At 44.6% G+C, this 19,840-nt stretch carries 21 protein-coding genes and 3 pseudogenes; 8 read left to right on the top strand and 16 right to left on the bottom strand.

Annotated features, from left to right (window positions below):
* Positions 1 to 113: 113 nt before the first annotated feature.
* Both FCR06_RS22715 and FCR06_RS22710 read right to left on the bottom strand, forming a co-directional pair.
* Positions 114 to 434, bottom strand: coding sequence for a 2Fe-2S iron-sulfur cluster-binding protein (locus tag FCR06_RS22715; RefSeq protein WP_138503759.1), 321 nt, complete (start codon positions 432 to 434; stop codon positions 114 to 116).
* 350 nt (positions 435 to 784) lie between these two features.
* Complete coding sequence (locus tag FCR06_RS22710; RefSeq protein WP_138503757.1) at positions 785 to 1,483, bottom strand: type 1 glutamine amidotransferase; 699 nt, start codon at positions 1,481 to 1,483, stop codon at positions 785 to 787.
* Positions 1,484 to 2,123: 640 nt separating this feature from the next.
* Between FCR06_RS22710 and FCR06_RS22705 the strand changes: the two genes are divergently transcribed.
* Positions 2,124 to 3,065, top strand: a complete 942-nt coding sequence (locus tag FCR06_RS22705) for a substrate-binding domain-containing protein (protein ID WP_138503755.1) — start codon at positions 2,124 to 2,126, stop codon at positions 3,063 to 3,065.
* 157 nt (positions 3,066 to 3,222) lie between these two features.
* Here the strand turns inward: FCR06_RS22705 and FCR06_RS22700 are convergent, their stop codons facing one another.
* Complete coding sequence (locus FCR06_RS22700; RefSeq protein WP_223280248.1) at positions 3,223 to 3,756, bottom strand: response regulator; 534 nt, start codon at positions 3,754 to 3,756, stop codon at positions 3,223 to 3,225.
* Positions 3,757 to 3,993: 237 nt separating this feature from the next.
* Between FCR06_RS22700 and FCR06_RS33760 the strand changes: the two genes are divergently transcribed.
* The 4 genes from FCR06_RS33760 to FCR06_RS34645 all read left to right on the top strand — a co-directional run bounded on the left by FCR06_RS33760 (position 3,994) and on the right by FCR06_RS34645 (position 6,836).
* Positions 3,994 to 4,518, top strand: a complete 525-nt coding sequence (locus FCR06_RS33760) for a helix-turn-helix domain-containing protein (RefSeq protein ID WP_223280247.1) — start codon at positions 3,994 to 3,996, stop codon at positions 4,516 to 4,518.
* A 2-nt stretch (positions 4,519 to 4,520) separates the two neighbouring features.
* Positions 4,521 to 5,495 carry a Mu transposase C-terminal domain-containing protein gene (locus FCR06_RS33755; protein ID WP_223280246.1) on the top strand — a complete coding sequence of 325 codons (975 nt, stop codon included), beginning with the start codon at positions 4,521 to 4,523 and terminating at the stop codon, positions 5,493 to 5,495.
* A gap of 2 nt (positions 5,496 to 5,497) precedes the next feature.
* Positions 5,498 to 6,334, top strand: a complete 837-nt coding sequence (locus tag FCR06_RS22690; protein ID WP_138503753.1) for a TniB family NTP-binding protein — start codon at positions 5,498 to 5,500, stop codon at positions 6,332 to 6,334.
* Positions 6,335 to 6,536: 202 nt separating this feature from the next.
* Positions 6,537 to 6,836 (top strand): hypothetical protein, encoded by a 300-nt coding sequence (locus tag FCR06_RS34645; protein WP_317616837.1) that lies wholly within the window; start codon positions 6,537 to 6,539, stop codon positions 6,834 to 6,836.
* Between the two features lie 256 nt (positions 6,837 to 7,092).
* On the opposite strand, the gene FCR06_RS22680 is transcribed toward FCR06_RS34645, so the two are convergent.
* From FCR06_RS22680 to FCR06_RS22665, 4 genes and pseudogenes are all read right to left on the bottom strand, one after another.
* Positions 7,093 to 7,323, bottom strand: a complete 231-nt coding sequence (locus FCR06_RS22680) for a hypothetical protein (RefSeq protein ID WP_138503751.1) — start codon at positions 7,321 to 7,323, stop codon at positions 7,093 to 7,095.
* Positions 7,324 to 7,430: 107 nt separating this feature from the next.
* The gene (locus tag FCR06_RS22675) at positions 7,431 to 7,736 is read right to left on the bottom strand and encodes a helix-turn-helix domain-containing protein (protein WP_138503749.1); all 306 of its coding nucleotides are present in this window, start codon (positions 7,734 to 7,736) and stop codon (positions 7,431 to 7,433) included.
* Complete coding sequence (locus tag FCR06_RS22670; RefSeq protein ID WP_138503747.1) at positions 7,733 to 7,939, bottom strand: hypothetical protein; 207 nt, start codon at positions 7,937 to 7,939, stop codon at positions 7,733 to 7,735. The genes FCR06_RS22675 and FCR06_RS22670 overlap by 4 nt, the downstream gene beginning before the upstream one ends.
* A 132-nt stretch (positions 7,940 to 8,071) precedes the next feature.
* Positions 8,072 to 9,130, bottom strand: a pseudogene (locus FCR06_RS22665) (transposase); the annotation flags it as partial.
* 291 nt (positions 9,131 to 9,421) lie between these two features.
* Between FCR06_RS22665 and FCR06_RS22660 the strand changes: the two are divergent.
* Positions 9,422 to 9,715: pseudogene (locus FCR06_RS22660) on the top strand (IS701 family transposase); the annotation flags it as partial.
* A 441-nt stretch (positions 9,716 to 10,156) separates the two neighbouring features.
* On the opposite strand, the pseudogene FCR06_RS33750 reads toward FCR06_RS22660, so the two are convergent.
* From FCR06_RS33750 to FCR06_RS22615, 8 genes and pseudogenes are all read right to left on the bottom strand, one after another.
* A pseudogene (locus FCR06_RS33750) lies at positions 10,157 to 10,345 on the bottom strand (helix-turn-helix domain-containing protein); the annotation flags it as partial.
* Between the two features lie 302 nt (positions 10,346 to 10,647).
* A complete protein-coding gene (gene rd / locus FCR06_RS22645) occupies positions 10,648 to 10,866 on the bottom strand; it encodes a rubredoxin (RefSeq protein ID WP_317616836.1) in 219 nt (72 codons plus the stop codon).
* Positions 10,867 to 10,898: 32 nt separating this feature from the next.
* A complete protein-coding gene (locus FCR06_RS22640; protein WP_189523543.1) occupies positions 10,899 to 11,180 on the bottom strand; it encodes a 2Fe-2S iron-sulfur cluster-binding protein in 282 nt (93 codons plus the stop codon).
* A gap of 169 nt (positions 11,181 to 11,349) precedes the next feature.
* Positions 11,350 to 12,345 carry an alpha/beta hydrolase gene (locus FCR06_RS22635; RefSeq protein WP_138503738.1) on the bottom strand — a complete coding sequence of 332 codons (996 nt, stop codon included), beginning with the start codon at positions 12,343 to 12,345 and terminating at the stop codon, positions 11,350 to 11,352.
* Between the two features lie 115 nt (positions 12,346 to 12,460).
* Positions 12,461 to 12,910 carry a cupin domain-containing protein gene (locus FCR06_RS22630; RefSeq protein WP_138503736.1) on the bottom strand — a complete coding sequence of 150 codons (450 nt, stop codon included), beginning with the start codon at positions 12,908 to 12,910 and terminating at the stop codon, positions 12,461 to 12,463.
* Positions 12,911 to 12,935: 25 nt separating this feature from the next.
* Positions 12,936 to 13,394, bottom strand: coding sequence for a hypothetical protein (locus FCR06_RS22625; protein WP_223280245.1), 459 nt, complete (start codon positions 13,392 to 13,394; stop codon positions 12,936 to 12,938).
* A gap of 6 nt (positions 13,395 to 13,400) precedes the next feature.
* Complete coding sequence (locus tag FCR06_RS22620) at positions 13,401 to 14,360, bottom strand: hypothetical protein (RefSeq protein WP_223280244.1); 960 nt, start codon at positions 14,358 to 14,360, stop codon at positions 13,401 to 13,403.
* A 92-nt stretch (positions 14,361 to 14,452) separates the two neighbouring features.
* Entirely contained in the window at positions 14,453 to 15,226 is a 774-nt protein-coding gene (locus tag FCR06_RS22615) for an SDR family oxidoreductase (RefSeq protein WP_138503734.1), read from the bottom strand.
* A 388-nt stretch (positions 15,227 to 15,614) separates the two neighbouring features.
* Between FCR06_RS22615 and FCR06_RS22610 the strand changes: the two genes are divergently transcribed.
* The gene (locus FCR06_RS22610) at positions 15,615 to 19,310 is read left to right on the top strand and encodes an NB-ARC domain-containing protein (protein ID WP_138503732.1); all 3,696 of its coding nucleotides are present in this window, start codon (positions 15,615 to 15,617) and stop codon (positions 19,308 to 19,310) included.
* Positions 19,311 to 19,356: 46 nt separating this feature from the next.
* Positions 19,357 to 19,521, top strand: a complete 165-nt coding sequence (locus FCR06_RS32910) for a hypothetical protein (protein WP_189523535.1) — start codon at positions 19,357 to 19,359, stop codon at positions 19,519 to 19,521.
* 34 nt (positions 19,522 to 19,555) lie between these two features.
* Here FCR06_RS32910 and FCR06_RS34365 read toward each other — a convergent pair.
* Positions 19,556 to 19,840: transposase (locus FCR06_RS34365; RefSeq protein WP_138503730.1), on the bottom strand; the 285-nt coding region annotated here is incomplete at its 5' end.

The raw sequence follows: 19,840 nt of genomic DNA, 5'->3' as shown, positions 1-19,840 counted from the left end.
ATAAATATATTGAGCGCCCCACCTAAGGGACTGACAAATAAAAAATACAGTTATCAGTCAGCAACTTCAAATAGGATAATTTATTTCTTAAAATTCCTTAAAAGACTGTAATCTCACCGACTACCTTTAAACGGATTGATGTAAAGCTGATCTTGGGACTCTACACCCACCTCAAACTTGCAATCTGAGCGAGGATAGGCAATGCAAAGCAAAACATAGCCCATTGCTTCTTGTGCAGATTTAAGTGCGATCGCCCCACAGCGATCAACTTTACCCTCAATTAGACGCGCTGCACAAGTGATGCAAGCACCGTATCGGCAACCCACCGGTAAGCGCAAACCTGTGGCTTCTACAGCATCTAATATATACTGATTTTCTGCCACCTCTATAACCAAGTTATGACGATTAACAAGTTGCACTCGGTAAATTTTCATAACAATTATAGTAATTTTTAAGTAATTAAACCATAGGTAAGGTATCACAGCTAGCTGCGCCTGTAGACTTGAATTTCAACCCGTTGATTTACCCTATCGGAAGGCCGCGCCTATGTTCCTCAAACGTCGCCTCAAGCCTCTTAACCCGTCCACAGCCGCTCCCCAACCTACATTAGTTTTGAGCCTTAGCTAAACTGTATTGCGTGAGAAATAAAAGATATTGTAGAAAATAAATTATCCTTCTTGTGGGGTCGGCACAAAAGCCCGCCCCCACCCAATATGGCACCGATGAGGACACCCATCCCAACAAGAAAATTTGGGATGTTTTTTATTTATCAGTCCTTAAGAATTTATTTCGTCAAAGTAGCAAAATAATCTAAAATTTTAGACATTAAAGTGTTTATATTACTAAAATTATCGTTCTGTGCGAGCATTTCTTCAGGTTTCTGGATATATTTGCCTATAACTAATTCCGAGCCGCAATTTTCAATAATTTGACGAACGCTGTCTTTTGTTGATTCTAGATGAAATTGTAAACCTAATACTCTGTCTCCATAAATGAAAGCTTGATTTGTACATGCTTCACTATAGGCTAGTGGTACAGCATACGGTGGTAAATCAAAAGTATCACCATGCCAATGAAACACAGTAAAAGACGCAGGTAATGAAGCAAAAATACTAGACTTTTGTGCTTCTGTTGTCATTTTAATTGGATACCAACCTATTTCTTTTTCCTGACCTTGGTAAACCTTTGAACCTAAAACATCAGCGATTAACTGTGAACCAAGACATATACCAATAACTGTTTTATTTTTATTGATTGCTTCTGCTATAAAATGTTTTTCTAAGCTTAACCAAGGATATTTATCATCCTCATAAATATTCATTGGGCCACCCATTACTATCAACCAATCTAGGTCATCAACAGATGGTAAGATATCATTGTTATAAAACTTAGTTACAGAAAGTATATAATTTTTCTTTCTCACCCACTGTTCAATGCTAGCCAGTCCTTCAAATGGTACGTGTTGCAAGTAATGAATTTTCATCTCTGGCTACTCCAAATTAAGTTGCAGTATGATTTTTGTATTAAATCACGCAACGAACTTCATATAACGCCGAATTTTAGTGCAGTCTAGATTAATATAGCTTCGTACCTTAGGTTGAGCATCGAGTTTGGGTTGTGCTTACACAAATACCACATTCGTCGTTGCTCGTGAAGTCTTGTCATGTGCGTAATCTCATCAATTTAAAAAACTTGTTACTTGAAGTTTTGATAAAGTCAGCCTTTAATGACGTAATTGAATTGATTTTTTCTAACTAAGTTGGTATTGTAGTTTCAATAAAACATCAAAACACGTATAAATACATACTGATGAATAATTTATAAAGTTTAAATGTTCAAATCGAGAACTATTTAGGCATTAGTTAACCTGCGGCAAATTTTTTGAAAGCATGTACAGTTTTGTTGGCTGTTGAGTATCAACTGTCAGTAGTAAATAAGCCTGACTAGTGATTATCCAATAAATATGTGTTTTAGCTGACTAAAAACAACAAACTATTTTGTTTGTATTGCTAAATGAGCGAATAGTTTTGCACAATTTATTACTAACTTTTAATAGTTTAAACTGTCAATTCATTCCGAATTGATGCAACACCATTTTTAGTTTCTCATGGACAATTAAAATTATGAAAAAGCATTTACTTGTTGCTTCGCTGACTATATTCGCTGTTCATATTGCCCTGATAAAACAGACTTTAGCAGCCACGCTGACCACATCTTCCGAGGTAACTTTATATGCTGCTGGTAGTTTGAGGGGTGCGCTGTCAGAAGTTGCTAGTGCTTTTACTGATGAATTTGGCATTCCAGTTAAAACAGAATTTGCCTCTTCTGGCTCATTAAAAGATAGGTTATTAGCAGGAGAAAAAGCAGATGTTTTCGCCAGTGCTGATTTAGGTAACGCTATGATACTGAATCAAAATAACTTAAGTGGAGAAGTCGAAACCTTTGCGAGAAATCCTATCTATGCGATCGCCGCACCCGAAGTCTCACTCACTACAGAGAATCTGCTTGATAAGTTTCTCAATCCCGACATTAAATTAGGTATTTCCAAACCTATAAGCGATCCCTTGGGAGATTACGGGGTCGAAGTATTTCGCAAAGCCGAACAAATTAGTCCAGGTAGTTTCGCCCAGTTAAATGCAAAAGCCGTAATATTATCAGGAACATTGCCGCCAGAGAGGAATAGTCCAGGCGGTAGCATAGTCTATTATTTGCAAGATATCAATAAAGCAGACATCTATTTAGTTTATTACACCAGTGCTTTATCTGCTCAACAAATTTCACCAAGTTTACAGATAGTGGAATTGCCAGATAGCTTAAAAGTCCAAGCTGACTATGGTTTGACAGTACTCAAAAGTGCAAGTCCTGGAGGTTCACAACTAGCTAATTATATTCTTTCACCAACAGGACAAAAAATCCTGGCAAAGTATGGATTCAATAGTCCGAAGTCAGTTCCCGAACCTCAGGGAGTTGGTGGAGTTTTACTTAGTCTGAGTGTAGCTTTTGCCTTGCAGAGAAAGTTGGTTGCAGGTAAACAGCAAAAAGTTCAAGTGAGCGATCGCTCTTGAAAGGTTGTTTGAAAAAGGTTGTTTGAAAAGGGTTGACTTGAGCTTCAAGTCTAATTCAGCGGTGCAGTCTCAAATCCCAAAACTCGGATTTTTTCGTATCAGTTTCTCGGTAGCCAGGGTAGTGAAACACACGTTTGAGGACTTTTCAAACATCCTCTCAGACATCCTTTAACTGATAGTAGTTGCTAAACAAAGGACATTTCCTTTTACACGAGAGTTGAAGTAGTTGTAATACTTGTATGATAAATTGTTCTAAGTCTGTAGGTTTTTGGATATAAATTTGAAACCCAGAAGCAAGAGCCTTTTTATCTATCTTATCTTCAGAACTACCAGTAAAAGCGATCGCTGGAATTTCTCTGATGAGTGGAGGCATAAGCGAACGGACTTTTTGTATTAGCGTATATCCGTTTTTAAAAGGCATAGCAATATCGATAATTAAAAGATCCACCGGTAATCGTTTAATAATCTCAAATGCTGTCGAAGCATTAGATGCTGTTATCACTTGAATTCCATAACTTTCAAAAATATAAGAAATTAAAAAAAGAATATCTGTACTATCATCTACCACAAGAATCGTCAATCCTTGAAAAATATCTAAGTCTTTTCTATCTTTAAGAATCGTCAATCCTGGAAAAATATTTAAGTCTTTTCTATCTTTTTTAAAACGGGTGTCCTGAAAATAATCTGGCACGATATGGTTGGCTCCCTAGTTACCTAATGAATTGCAGAGGAAGTTATTCAGGTAACTAGTCATGAACTAACTACCTAGCGGGCACTATATCAAAAAATTTTCACCTTATGCAAACAAATTTGCTATACGTATGATATTCTTGCTATGTGCTGAGTATCGTGGCTTTTAAGCGATCGCACTACATATACTCAAAAGCTTAAGGAAGCGGCAGAAAAGCTTGGTAAGTCAGTACGTACAGTGCGACGGCTAGTAGACAAATGGGAACACGAGGGTTTGGCTGGACTGGCACAAAATCAACGGATGGATAAAGGGAAGCATCGAGTTGATGAAAACTGGCAAGAGTTTATTTTGAAGACCTATAAGGAGGGTAATAAGGGAAGTAAAAGGATGACTCGCCAGCAGGTATTTATTAAAGCTAAGGCCAGAGCTGATGAACTGGGAGTTAAGCCTCCTTCCCACATGACGGTTTACCGAATTTTGCAACCCTTAATAGATAAAATTGAGCAAGCTAAAAGTATTCGCAGTCCGGGTTGGCGTGGTTCGCGCTTATCAGTTAAAACCCGTGACGGAAAAGACTTGCAAATAGAACATAGTAAACAAGTTTGGCAATGCGACCACACCCTTGTTGATGTTTTATTAGTAGATCGGCATGGCAAAATTCTTAGTCGCCCTTGGTTAACAACGGTTATTGATAGTTATTCGCGCTGCATTATGGGAATTAACTTGGGCTACAATGCACCAAGCCAAGCTCCCAGGTTGTAGCTTTGGCGCTACGTCATGCAATTTTGCCCAAGCAATATGGTTCAGAATATGGACTTCATGAAGAATGGGGTACTTCTGGTTTGCCGCAACACTTTTATACAGATGGGGGTAAGGATTTTCGTTCCAACCATTTACAGCAAATAGGAGTGCAGTTAGGGTTTGTTTGTCATTTGCGCGATCGCCCATCCGAAGGTGGTATTGTTGAGCGTCCGTTTAAAACTTTCAACACAGAATTATTCTCAACTTTACAAGGATACACAGGTTCAAACGTTCAAGAGCGACCAGAGGAAGCAGAGAAAGAAGCTTGCTTAACGTTGCGGCAGTTAGAGCAATTGTTGGTGCGTTACATCGTTAATAACTATAACCAGCGAGCTGAGGCTCGAATGGGCGGTCAGGGCAGATTTCAACGCTGGGAATCTGGTTTAATTGCTTCCCCTGATTTACTTTCACAGAGGGATTTGGATATTTGCCTAATGAAGCAAACACGGCGACAAATTCAACGCGGAGGATATCTGCAATTTGAAAACTTGATGTATCGAGGTGAACTATTGGCGGGTTACGCAGGGGAAAGTGTGGTGTTGCGATATGACCCCAGAGATATCACAACGATTTTGGTTTACTGCACAGAAGGGAATAAAGAGGTGTTTGTTGCCCGTGCGTATGCTCAAGATTTGGAGACAGAGGAACTCTCTCTAGATGAGGCAAAAGCTAGCAGCCGTAAGGTCAGAGAAGCAGGTAAGGCTGTGAGCAATCGCTCAATTTTGGCTGAAGTTAGAGAACGCGAAACATTCCAAACTCAAAAGAAAACTAAAAAAGAGCGTCAGAAAGTAGAACAGGCTGAGGTCAAAAAAGCTAAACAACTTATACCTGTTGAGCCAGAAGAATCAGTAGAGGCGGTATCTATTGACAGCGAACCTGAACAAGAGATGCCGGAAGTTTTTGATTATGAACAAATGCGTGAAGATTACGGATGGTAAAAATGACTTTACAAGAAGCTCAAGCAGTTGCTCAACAATTGGGTGATATTCCCGTTAATAGCGACAAATTACAGGCGGAGATTCAACGATTAAATCGTAAAGATTTTGTCCCACTCGAACAAGTGCAAATTCTCCATAATTGGTTGGAAGGAAAGCGCCAATCAAGGCAATCTGGACGTGTGGTGGGTGAATCAAGAACGGGTAAAACTATGGGTTGTGATGCGTATAGGCTTAGGAATAAACCCTCTCAAGTTGCAGGAAAACCTCCAACTGTACCTGTGGCTTATATCCAAATTCCCCAGGAGTGCGGTGCTAAGGAATTATTTGGGGTAATTATGGAGCATTTAAAATATCAGGTAACTAAAGGAACAGTGGCAGAAATTCGAGATAGAACACTGCGGGTTCTTAAAGGTTGCGGAGTGGAGATGTTGATTATTGATGAAGCCGATCGCTTTAAGCCGAAAACTTTTGCTGAAGTGCGTGATATTTTTGACAGGTCAGAAATAGCAGTAATTTTGGTAGGAACTGACCGCTTAAATGCAGTGATTAAGGGCGATGAGCAGGTTTATAACCGTTTTCGGTCTTGTCACCGTTTTGGGAAGATCTCGGGGGAAGACTTTAAGCGAACTGTGGATATTTGGGAGAAGCAAATACTCAGATTGCCAGTTGCTTCCAACCTTTCGAGTAAGACGATGTTGAAGACGTTGGGGGAAGCAACTGGAGGTTATATCGGTTTGATGGATATGATTCTGAGAGAGACTGCAATCCGGGCTTTAAAAAAGGGATTGCAAAAAATTGATTTGGAAACTTTGAAGAAAGTAGCTGCTGAGTACAAGTGATGGAAGTAGAAAATATTAAGCCTTGGCTGTTTAAAATTCAACCATATCAAGGAGAAAGCCTGAGTCATTTTTTGGGACGCTTTCGACGAGCAAATGATTTAACGCCTACTGGTTAGGTAAAGCAGCAGGTCTTGGGGGTGCGATCGCACGTTGGGAAAAGTTTCGGTTTAATCCACCTCCTTCTCGGCAGCAGTTGGAAGCATTGGCTGTTGTAGTGGGGGTTGATGTCGATAAGTTAGTGCAGATGTTACCACCTGCTGGGGTGGGAATGAAAATGGAGCCGATTCGGTTATGTACTGCTTGTTATGTTGAGTTACCTTGTCACAAAATTGAGTGGCAGTTGAACGTAACGCAGGGATGTGCGAACCACAAGTTAAGCTTGCTGTCAGAATGTCCAAACTGTGGGGCAAGATTTAAAATTCCAGCGTTATGGATGGATGGTTGGTGTCAAAGGTGTTTTATGACTTTTGCTGAGATGGCAAACTCTCAGAAGCGTTATTAACTAACAAACCTATGAACCTATCCCACTATTCTAAAAATCCCTAATCGTTGTCATAAAATGTGCTTCAAAACCTTGATTTTTCATTTTTAGTTCTCAATCAACTTAAGCTTTGTAGCATAAATCTTATTAGTGGGATAGGTTCATGTAATCGAATATCATGAAGCGATCGCTTTTTGTCAGATAATTGAAATGCGTTAGTTAGAGTTAGCGAAGTGGTAGCGATGTTAAGAGCGTCAGATCTTGTGAAATAAGCTCACTACAAATTCAATTTATTTCCTAAATTACTGAACTGTGGGAGAGTCTGCTCTGACAGTTCTACTGCTGGATTAAAAATTATTGTGAAAGTCGCGTTAGGAATGAGTYGGCGTAGTGCTTGTGAGTGAGACTCTGCCTCGCTGCGACGGCGAAAACGCCCAACAATTTGATGCTGCATATTAGGAAAATAGCGAACTATACACCAAGGGCTTAATCTCTCAATATAGGTCACAATAACTCCCTCAAAATACTTATGTCATTAATAAAAGCCACCCTACTGTGAGAATGACTTGTAAAAAAATGTCAGGATGATATTGCAATTAGTTGACTTTTCAATTCCTACTTCCTTGGGTTAGGAAAACAAAGCATCTTCTGTAATTCTTCTGGAATTTCCTCAAAGTTTTCTAGTAGAAAGTCCATCAGAGCAAGATGGCGTAAATCGGAAAGCATGGGACGGCGGTAGTTACGCCCTTTAGAGAACCAGCGCCGGACGGTTGAAAGTGAACGAGAACAAATTTGAGCGATCGCTTCATGATTGACATCCCACTTGGCATAAAAATTCTTGGGTGTCATTCCTAGTTGACAATGGCTGTATAGATCAATCAAATTTTGCTCTCTTACGTGTAAAGGACGCGGATTAGTCATAGCAGCGACCCTTCCACTGGTTCTAAATCTTGTTCCCAAACAATATCGGCAGATGTCCAAGCGGCACTAGGGCTATCTTTGCTCAACCAAATCAGGTAGCACCAAGTCCAGCAGCAAAGATGGGGAGCAAAGCTATAAAATCTGCCGATCGCAGTTCCCCAATCAGTATCAGAATCAATCCAACGCAATTTGTCGCCATACAAAAAGCGGGGTGTCTTTGCTGTATTAGGAAAGTCGTCGGGTAAATCAACACAACTCGCAGAAAATTTCTGGTTAACTCATATCTTGCACCTGGAAATAGAGATGTCAAATCCACAACTACGTGCTAGAGGAATTATGTGTGCAATATTAAGTAAAAAACAAGACACAACAATTTTTGGAAAAATAAACTCAAGGGCAGTTAGTGCTGCTTGTCCCCAGTCAGGTAAATCTTTAGGGTTGGTAGATAAATAAGCCCAATGTGCCAAGATGAAGGTTAGGAAGGAAAGGACTAACCAACGGTAAACGCCTAATAGCGTTCCAGTACCGAAACGATGTAACCCAAAGCGATGTTTTGCGGTTTTGAACCAGCCCTCAATCTGCCATCGACGCTTGCCCCACCAGTTGATGGTGCTAGCTTTGAGTGGTCTTGTAGATAAAACAAATCGTTTCTCAAGCTTGCCGTTATGGCGTTTGAGGTAAAACCAGGACACCCACACAGGGAAATTGAAACCTTGTAAATAAACTTGTTGACCACGTTTGTGCAAGCGTCTTAAACGTCGCCCATCAGTGAGTTGGCGACTCGACAGTAAACCAGTCACGGCATGATATTTGAGAGAACGGACACCAGCGATAAAATCGGCACTGCCAAATGCAGTATCTGCCAAAACCATGACTTGAAAGTGTTTAGTGAATGACTTGGGTAAATTCTTGAGCAGTTTTAAGCCCAACTGAGCAGGAGATGGTGTACCTTTACCTCTCCAAACTCGAAAACTCCAAGGTATTCGCCATTGCCCGACAACTAGATACATCACGACTAGATGCAATCCACGTTTACGGTTGTACACACGGATTAAATGGTCAAATGCTTTGAATTTACCGCATTTTTCTAGGGTGGTTAGGTCAAAGATGACTTGTAGTTGAGGTCTACGGCCTTTGGGACAAAAAGATAGAATTGCTTGCAGTATGTGTTTACGGGTAGTGCGAATGATCTGACGGGTCGGCCAATCATATATATTTAAGAAGCGACTGATAGCACTAGCAGACTTGATTTGGCTGTGCTGTGGTAGAGGATAACCTTTTGCTTCCAAGAATAATCCCAACAAGGCATTAAAAGTTTCTTGTTGGTAAGTAGAAGGAATTAATGATTCTAAGATGTAAACTAGCTCTTGGGCGTGAGCAAGAAGATATTTCATTGTTCTTGCTGAGAAATTGAGTTAATAGGCCCTTTTCTCTCATGTTTTGCTCACTTTAAGCAATAAGAGCAGCTTTAAATTGTACTGGAGAGCAATTAAGTGACTGATGAAAATGATAATCACCCCCTCAGCGTGATTATCATTTTCTATTTAATTAGTTACTGAGCGGACTAAGTAGTTAAAATATTATTAGGTATTTTAAATAACTATACATCTAGTATAGTCACTTAATAATATGCAATACTTAATACTTTAATTCTACATATTCCGTGTTTATCCAGTTAGGTGCAAGATATCAGTTATCGAGAGGCTAAGGGTTGGTTAGGACTCAAAGAATATCAAGTCCGAGATAAAAGAAGTCTAATTCGACATTTTATCTTAGTTTTTTGTGCCTATAGTTTTATTCTTTGGCATCAGTTAACTGGAGGATTAAGACGAAGGTGGGCTAACAAACCTTTAAACACATTTACTGAAGCTTTAGAGGCTTTTAGAACAGCTATGTCCTTCCGATTTTTCGATTGGTTGACTCTCAATCGTGACCTTTTTGCTGCTTATAAAGCCACTTTGGGCTACATTTGGGCTTAATATTTTGTTTAAGTCCCGATAACATAGTTGTGATTCCTTTTGTAGTGATTTAGATTGAACGGAGGACGTGAGGGCTAAACAGGTAGGCATGACCGGAGGCCATCGCCTCCTCTGACCGCTCTGATGCAGGGTTTCGCCTGCCGTTGGTGGCAATAAAGGGGAGGAAGCGATAAAAACTCCCCATCGTTCCGGTCATGGTTAGTCAGCACTGTCTGGATCTCTGACATCGCTCTCCTCTAAGATCCAGCAAGGGGACACTGCGGTATAACTCCCCGCCAGTGCATTTCGAGTGATTGGGCAAATTGGGTCTCTGACACGATCGTTCCCTATTGCAGATATTTCTTGAGCTCCGGCAGCTTGAACGAAAAGAGAACGGGTGGCTGGAAGTTCCGCTAAACCATTCAGCAAGCCGAAGTCATAAATCATGCCGTTGATGTAACTTTAGTGGACAAGACCAGAGCGGAGTGCCCGAATTGCTGCTTGAGTGCGATCGCTCACATAGAGCTTCTTCAAAACATTGCGAACATGGGTCTTTACTGTACCCACCGTGATATAAAGCTTCCCGGCGATTTCAATGTTGTTGTGCCCATCAACAATCAGTTGCAATACCTCTAACTCGCGCTCAGTCAACGATTCAATCGTAATAATTTGCCTGCACTCTGGCTCGATCACTCGAATAGCAATTGTACCAGCAGGGTTGTTGCCATCAACCTGAACCGAATAAGCTTGCTGAAGTAATTCACTCACCTCTTGTGCAACAAAGGTAAGCGCACTATTCAAACGGGAGTCAAAGTGTTGTTGCGGAAAGCTGCGCGACACTTCAAGGCTATCGACAGGAGTAGAGTCAAGGCATTGCAAATCACGACTCATGAGTTTGTCTCTTAATCTATATTTTACGGTTTAGAACGTATTACCTTTTACGACACAACCCGCTAAACTGCCGCTGATAGCTCTGGTTGAAACTTTGCTTTCTTCGTGCGACAGACTGGACATTTCCAATCTTCCGGCAGATCCTCAAACGCTGTTCCTGGAGCAATTTCAGACTTTGGATCGCCTTCCGCCGGATCGTAAATGTGACTACAGACCGGACATTTATATCGTTCCATAAGTACTTCCTGAGTAGTATGAGAAAAGCTTGGAAAATCTATCATTTGTTCACTACGTTACTGGTTCACCAACGTGTTCAATCAAACAACTCCTCTTCTTTGTGCGTCTCTAACACACAATCTGCTTTGGGATAAGCAACGCAAATGAGCACATACCCTTCAGCCATCTGCTCTTCACTGAGAGAGGATCGTTCGGATTGGTCAACTGCGCGTTCAATCAGTTTTGTCGTACAAGTAGAACACACACCCTGCCGACAGGAGTAGGGCAAATCTATTCCTGCTTCTTCCGCCGTTTCCAGAATGTAGCGATCATCTTGAACTGCAACGGTTTGATCAATGTCTTCGGCTTCATTAAACAGCCTGACTTAGTAACTAACTCCCATGAGACAAAACCTCTAATTTCTCTAAAAAAGTGCTGGGAAATTGGGTCATTGCAAAAGGTTAGGGGAACTTCAGAAACATTGGTATAACTCCCCGCCAGTGCATTTCGAGTGATTGAGCAAATCGGTTCAGAAACCCAATCGTTCCCTATTGCAGATATTTCTTCAGTTCAGCGGCTGCCTGGACAAAAAGAGAACGGGTGCCTGGAAGCTTGGCTAAACCATTCAGCAGTCCGAAGTCATGAATCATACCATTGTAACACACGGTGGTCACAGTTACCCCAGCTTTATCGAGCTTGCGTCCATAGGCTTCACCTTCATCCCGCAAGATATCGCTTTCTGCAACTTGAATTAACGTCGGGGGCAATCCTTTGAGTTGCTCAACTGTAGCCTGCAAGGGAGAGGCATAAATGTCTTTGCGTTTTTCTGGATTAGCGATGTACATGTCATACATCCACTTCATCAACGGCGTTGTGAGAAACCGTTTATCGCCAAATTGGTGATAGGACTCCGTTTCAAAATTTGCATTGACGATCGGCCACATCAGGATTTGCAGCTTGATGTGTGGACTGCCCTTTTCTTTCGCAATTAACGTCGTTACTGTTGACATATTGCCTCCAACACTGTTGCCAACTATCGCCAGGTTTTTGCCATCCACTCCAATCTCCTCACCATGCTCGGCAACCCATTTTGTGGCGGCATAGATTTCATTAATTGCCTGGGGATAGTTCGCGTCTGGCGTGCGGGTGTAGTTGACAAAGACAGCCGCAAACTCTGAAAGTACAACGAGATCGCGAACCATACGCCTGTAGGTTAGATAATCACCCAAGACCCATCCACCCCCATGAATAAACATGAAAACGGGCAATGTACCTTTGACACCCGCAGGTCGCACGATGTTGAGCGTGATTGCATAACCATCAGCAATAATCGTTTTCTCAGACTCATCAATGCCTGAAAGATCAACTTGAACAGAAACTTGAGCATCCACGAGGACTTGCCGGGCTTCGAGTGGAGTGAGTGTTTCTAACGCCACACCGGCTGAATTTAACTCCTTCAAGAATGCCTTTGTGCCCTGAGAAAGACGTGGATCATCTGCAAGTTCCAAAATGTTTAGCCTTTGTGGTTTTGCTTGAACAGTCATACATTCTCCTTAAATTTGTAAATGGTTGATCAAACACAGCGGTATAACTTCCCGCCAGTGCATTTCTAGATTGCTCAGCTTACTCAGACCCTGAGATGTGTAATTTTGCGTTCCACTATTTGTCGGGTGTCACCAGTTTCGTTGCATCGGTATCGACGACAAAGACAGCTAGCATCCGCATGGGTTGAGTATCACTGGCATTTGCGCTGACAAGATGATGATTGCCAGGTACTTCAAAAAAACTCTCACCTGCGTGATACACCTGTTCCGGATTGTCATTGATTTTGCTACGAATCGTGCCCTCCAGAACCGTTGCATAGATGAAAGCCGAGCTTGGATGGGTGTGAGCAGGCGATGAGTCACCGGGCGCATATTCGACTAGCACGCCTTTCATGCTCTTGCCGGGCACATTGGGAAGGGCATGATCAAAGACCAGTGTTATTTTGGACTCAGTAGACGTGTTATCGGCTGAGGCTGCGGATACAGGAAGCGCTGTAAATACGAAAAAAGCTGCGAATATGGAGAGTGCTGCGAAGGCAACTCTGTGGAGGAATTTAGTGAACATTTGGGCTCTTCCTTGGCAATTTAAATCACAAAGAATTTCTGGTCATCAGACCGATCGATGCCAAGCGTAGACTGGTGCGCCAAGCCCATGTCGTCAGTGCAGCACCAATCAAAGCCGGGAGAGTGACAGCAGGAAAGTCTTGCGGGATAGTTGATGGAGCGGAAATGCCGACTGCAACTTCCCACAGATGAAAACTGGCATGGGCGATTAGCCACGATGTTGCCGCAGTCCACAGATCAAAGCGGTGCGCTGGCTGGAACATCCCGATCGCGAACGCAGCACCGAGGAACATCTGAATCATCCCAATATCGCGGATGAAGTGCTGGTTAAAGGAACCCGTGTGGGTCACGCCAGGAACGATGTTATACCACGCTAGCGGAGCGACCAGCATAAACAGTCCGTTGCCAAACAGAAATAGAACGTTAAACGCGATTAGGATGAATCCCACGACCAAAATCGTTTGAGAACTTGCAGTTGCTTTCATGATTGATCACCTTGAAATATTGAGTAAAGATTGCGATCGAACTGGGTTGTACGCACGTGCATCAGCATTCAGGTAAGCGGTAGCTAGCCACAAAGCCAGGTTTCGCACGTAGGTCTTAATGTCCTCAAGGGTGTGTGGCTCTCGCTTTAAGCCATCCCCTACAGGCTCAGTGACATAACTGGGAGCACCCATATCCGGGTTCCAGTTGTGATCGGCAAAATGGTGAAAGGTGGATTCCGCAACGGTACGCCCTAATGTATTGCCTGCGGCGTCCTGTTCCCGCTCAAAGGCGACAGCCAGGTTAAACAGACGATCAGAAATGAGACTTTTACCCATCGCAATCACACGAGCATTGTTAGCCTCTGTGGGAACTCCAACTGCCCCTTCATGGGGATGAGATAGAAAGAATTGGATATACCTGGAAGGGGAGTCCGGGGTATGCAGGAGTTCATGAATGGGTTCAACGGGTATGATTCTTTGATAGTCGCCGTTGTGCCCGGAGTGGTAGTTAGGCCAGGAAATCGAGGTCGTCTCGGTGTCGTCAATCTGCCACTGGGATTCATCTGAGTCTGGATTGTGCGTGTGAAAATAGTGTGCAGCCCCAACTCCGTCCAGATTGCAGATAGAGGAACCTAAATCTTCATGATCGCGTGTAATCAGGCTACCGCCACCGCGTTGACGAAAGCCATTAATGCTGGCACATTCCGCTGGTGTGATGCCGTTGCCAGTATCGACAGCAAACAGCCATAGCTCGTCGAATTCTGAGTGCTCAAGGGTGCTTAAAATCGGGTCGTTTCCCTCAGCATCTGATTCCCGGTTCCGTGCCACGACCTGACAGAGCGGGAAACCGTTTTGATCAGTTAGAGATTTGAGGTAATCGCGCAACAAGGAGAACCGTTCGATACTCCAATCATCTTCTGATGCCGGAATGGTCGTTTGTAGCAAAATGCGAATGGGTTTTTCCATAGAGTTATTCTGGTAAATTAGCTCCTTGGGACTCCCACCCATCGCCTTGTCGCGACGGGCAGGAAGCAATCACTTGAAGAAACATGGGCTGGCTAGGCGGCTTTCGCTTGGTGACCAAGCCACTGATCGAATTTCGTCGTGCCGATACGCGGCTTGTCGCCAGGGGTGAGGGAATGATCGTTTAGCTCTACGCCGGAATAGCGGGCGTGGATGTCTGTGATCACTTGGCGTGTGTCCTGGTTCGCGCTCAACAATCGGCAGATAAGTTCGTCGAGACGGAATTTTTCGGGACCCGCCACCTCCACCGTACCGTTTACGGGTGCCCCGACTGCAATGTCGGTCAATGCAGCGGCAACGTCATCCGCCGCGACGGGTTGCACAAGGGCAGGTGACGAGTGAACCGTTTGCCCGTCGCTGCTCAGGTTGGCGATGCTGCTCAGGCTGGTGATGCTGCTGAGGAACTCGAAGAACTGCGTGGCGCGGAGGATGGTATAGGGAATCTTGGAGTCCTTGATCAGCTTCTCTTGAGCCATTTTCGCGCGGAAGTACCCCCCCTCTAGCAGGCGATCGGTGCCAACAACCGATAGCGCCACATGATGCCCCACGCCAGTGGCGGCTTCTGCTGTAAGGAGATTATGACCGGCTGTCTCGAAGAACTCCATCGCTGCCTTATCCTCGAACGAAGGCGAGTTCGCCACATCGACTACAACCTGAGCGCCTTTAAGTGCGTCCGCCAGTCCCTCACCTGTGATGGTGTTGACACCTGATCTGGGTGATGCTGCCACGACCTCATGGCCAAGCTGGCACAGATTGTTCACGAGTTTTGTTCCAATGAGTCCAGTGCCACCAATAACGACAATCTTCATACTGAATCTCCTAAATAGTGAATCCCTTGCAGCAGAAACTTAGCTAAGCGATCGTAGAATTGGGTTACTGCTAGAAATCAGGGAATTGTGAAGGTTATCAGGCGACTAGGAGTGAGCGGTTTGCTATGTCCTTTCCCTCGCACCTTTGAACCTGATGTCACTACATTAGAGAAGTTTTTTGGATTTGTCGTTGCCTATAAATTCACTACTTTGAGGTCAATAGGATGAGGCTAAATAAAGGATAAGTGAACTTTTTTGCGATCGAGTTTGGTTTGATTTAGCTGAATCCCTTCTCTTGCCAAAGCTTTAGTCTGGTCGTGTTTAAAACAAAAAGTTCACCTCAACTGGTGATAAAATCAGTCCACTACCATTAATGGAGTAAAAAACGATGGATTTAGAAGATGCTTTGCATGTTGCTAATTCCGTCGTCTTCGCCCAAGCAGGTAGACGGCTCAATGAAGTAGAAGTCGCCATTCTTCTGGGTGCCCTGCAAGAGCAGACCTACGAGCAAATTGCTGAAGTGTCTGGCTACTCACTCAGCTATATCAAGCGCAACGTTGGCCCCAAACTTTGGAACGTGCTGGAGCAAGCCTGCGGGGAACCCGTCAGTAAAACTAACTTTCGCGGGGCATTAGAACATCAGTGGCGGCGATCGCTGATTGATGCCACCCAAACTCAGACTCTAGCCGTTGAACAACCGAATGCCGCATCTCCAGCCACTCCTACTGTGACCGTTTTCCCTCATATCTGGGCTGACTGGGGAGAGGCGATGGATATAACCCAGTTTTGTGGGCGAGCTGGAGAACTACAGACCCTGGAGCAATGGATTGTGACAGAGCGCTGTCGAGTCGTAGCACTGCTGGGGATAGGTGGAATCGGTAAAAGTACCCTAGCTGTCAAACTGGTGCAGCAGATTCAAACCAAGTTTGAGGTGGTGGTGTGGCGATCGCTGCAAAATGCCCCACTGTTTGAAGAATGGTTAGAGACAGTGCTGCCGCTGCTATTGCGGGCACAGGGAGAAGATGTTGCTGTGCCAAGCAGCCTGGATGGGAAACTGCTGAAGCTGAGGTCGGGGTTGTGTCAAAAGCGCTGTTTGCTGATTTTGGACAATGTGGAGACGATCCTGAGTGCCGGACAATCGGCACAGTATCGAGCAGGTTATGAGAGCTATGGTCAGCTATTCAAAGAGATTGGGGGAGTTCCCCATCAGAGTTGCTTGCTGCTTACCAGTCGGGAAAAGCCTAGAGAGATTGTGCCACTGGAAGGGGAGCAGCAAGCAGTCAGAACATTCCTACTCAAAGGACTGAACCCAGAAGCAGGACAAGAACTATTTCGCTGTAAAGGAAACTTCGCGGGAACCGACTCAGAATGGGAGCGATTAGTCACCCATTACGGTGGCAACCCCCTGGCGCTGAAGCTGGTGGCAGCCACAACCCAAGACCTCTTTAGTGGTAGCATTGCTGAAATATTGAACTATGTGCAGCAGGGGTTTGCGGTCTTTGATGATATTCGCGACTTGCTCCAGCACCAGTTCGATCGCCTGAGTGAGATTGAGCAGGAAATGCTGTTTGAGTTAGCGATTAATCGCGAACCAGTCTCGCTTTCCAAGTTGAATCAGGATTTGGTAACTCAGGCTTCTAGGCGCAGACTACCGGATGCAATGCAGTCGTTATTGCGGCGATCGCTCATCGAAAAGGAGGGGGAGCGGTTTTTTCTCCAACCCGTTGTGATGGAGTATGCCACCGACCAACTCGTGCAGTGCATTTCCAGGGAAATTGCCAGCCAATCGCCAGAGCGTCTCAAAAACCATGCCCTGATTAAAGCCCAGGCAAAAGATTACGTGCGAGAGATGCAAAAACGATTGATTGTGGAGCCGATCGCTGAACAATTGCAGCTTCAGTTTGGCAAGTCACAAACCCTTGAACAGCAGTTAAAAACTCTGTTGGAACAGCAAAAACAAGCACCTCAGCCCAATTATCTTGTGGGTAATTTCCTCAATCTGCTGGTGTATTTGCAAAGCAATTTACGAGGCTGTGATTTGTCGGAGCTAGCTGTATGGCAAGCCGACTTGCGGCAGGTCAACTTGGCGGGTGTCAATTTTCGCAACGCTGATCTCACCACATCTGTGTTTGCAGAGACCTTAAGTAGTGTCATGTCAGTCAGTTTCAACCCAGATGGTAGTTTGCTGGCGATCGGCGATTTGGATGGTAAGATTTACCTGTGGCGCGTGGTCGATGGTCAACAGGTTTTGACAGTGCAGGGACATGGGGGTTGGATCTGGGCGGTCACCTTCAGTCCCGACGGAAAAACGCTCGCCAGTTGCAGCCATGACTGGCTGATTCGGTTGTGGGACGTGCAGAGCATCGATCTTAAGCAATCCAATTCGGCAAACCTGGATGCAGCAAGCGATTCTAGCCATCGCTCTGGAACCTGTCTCAACACACTACGGGGTCATTCTCATCGAGTTTGGACGATCACCTTCAGCCCCGATGGTCAACTGCTGGCGAGTGGCAGCGATGACCAGACGATCCGGCTGTGGGATGCCCAAGACGGCAGATGTCTGGCGGTTTTACCAGGTCACACAGGCGGGGTGACTTCAGTCCGCTTTAGTCCTAACGGACAGTTGCTGGTGAGTGCTGGCGAAGACGCTTCGATCCGATTGTGGAGTGTTGATCGCAGAACTACCCTCAAAACCTTGCAGGGACATAGCCGTTGGGTGAGGACAGTTACCTTCAGCCCCGATGGTCAACTCCTTGCCAGTGGGAGTGAAGATGGCACCATTCGACTGTGGGAGGTAGAAACAGGCACCTGCTTTAAAACACTGCAAGGGCATACAGGTTGGGTCACTTCACTTAGCTTCAGTCCCAACGGTCAAACGGTTGCCAGTAGCAGTGAAGATGCTTCAGTGCGATTATGGAATGTGCAGGATGGAAAGTGTTTCAAACTGCTGCAAGGTCATAGCAGTTGTGTTTGGAAAGTTGCTTTTAATCCGGATGGTCAAACCCTCGCCAGCGGCAGTGCAGACCTTTCCGCTCGATTGTGGGATGTTCAAGGTGGTACCTGCCTCAAAACATTTCATGGGCGAACTAATGGGATTTGTTCAATCAGCTTTAGTCCGGATGGTTCCACCTTAGCCAGTGGCAGCTATGATGCTCTCGTGCGGTTATGGGATATGCGACAGAGAACTTGCTTCAAGGATTTGCCAGGACACGAAAGCTGGATCTGGGCAGTGGCATTTCACCCGAATGGTCAACTGGTTGCAAGTGCCAGCAATGATCAAACCGTGCGGCTATGGAATGTGCAAGATGGCACCTGTCTCAGAATCCTTGATGGACATACAGGTTGGGTTTTTTCTGTTGCCTTCAGCCCTGATGGTCAATTAGTTGCAAGTGCCAGCAATGATCAAACGGTGCGGCTATGGAATGTGCAAGATGGCACCTGTCTCAGAACTCTACAAGGTCATACGGGTTGGGCTTGGGCAGTCGCATTTAGCCCCGATGGACAAACCCTTGCAAGTGGCAGCAATGATCACACGGTGCGTTTATGGGATGTGCGAGACGGAAAGTGCCTTAGAACTCTTCAMGGACATACCTGTTGGGTTTTGTCCGTTGCCTTTAGCCCCGATGGTCAGACTTTAGCGACGAGTAGCATGGACGGCTCAGTTCGATGGTGGGATGTGCGAGACGGAAAGTGCCTGACAACGTTAAACGACCATACCAATGGAGTTCGCTCCGTTGCCTTCAGCCCTAATGGTCGTTTCCTAGCCAGTGGCAGTGACGACCAAACGATTCGGCTGTGGGATGTCCGAGACGGCACCTGCCAAAAAGTACTGCAAGGGCATACCAGTCGGGTCTGTTCGGTTCAGTTTAGTCCAATCGACGTTAGCCTACCATCCGCTTCAGATGCACTTTTGGTCAGTGGTAGTCAGGATGAAACCATTAAGTTGTGGAATCCGACAACAGGTGAGTGTCTCAAAACGCTGAGAGCTGAGCGCTTGTATGAAGGCATGAATATTCAGGGTGCGATCGGGTTGACAGTAGCTCAAAAGTCTACCCTGAAAGCATTAGGGGCAATTGAGTATTAAGGCGATCTCAGCAACTGCTCTTGTGTTTGATCTTATCTAATAACCTATGAAGCGTATTGAGTGGAAGTTACAAATATCCGTAAATCTAGCTGTAGCCACCTACAATTATAAATCTCCCAACCTGCAATCATCGTTGTTTTCAGCGAATAAAATCGGCACTACTGAATGCAGTATCCGCCAAAACCATAACTTGACAGCTTTTGGTCAATAACTTGGGCAAATTTTTGAGCAGTTTACAGCAGTTTTCAAATGAATAGACCACAGTGGGCAAACCAACCCCAAGCATCATCAGAGGAAATTTGCTGATTCACAATCTGAGTTAAAAGTTGATTTAGTGCCTCATGTGTTGTAACTTTTGCTGCTCGCAAACAGTGCTTCAGTTTTGACCAGCATAATTCAATTGGAGATAAGTCAGGTGAGTAAGGAGGTAAAAAGACAAGACGTGCGCCAACTGCTTCAATTGAGTCTTGAATCACCGCAGCAGTATGTACTGATAAATTATCCATCACCACAATTGCTCCAATCCATAA

The organism is Nostoc sp. PA-18-2419, from assembly GCF_005869855.1.
GTDB lineage: Bacteria > Cyanobacteriota > Cyanobacteriia > Cyanobacteriales > Nostocaceae > Nostoc.
The sequence above is the reverse complement of the archived record's forward strand: the minus strand, read 5'-3'. Positions and strand labels throughout refer to the sequence as shown.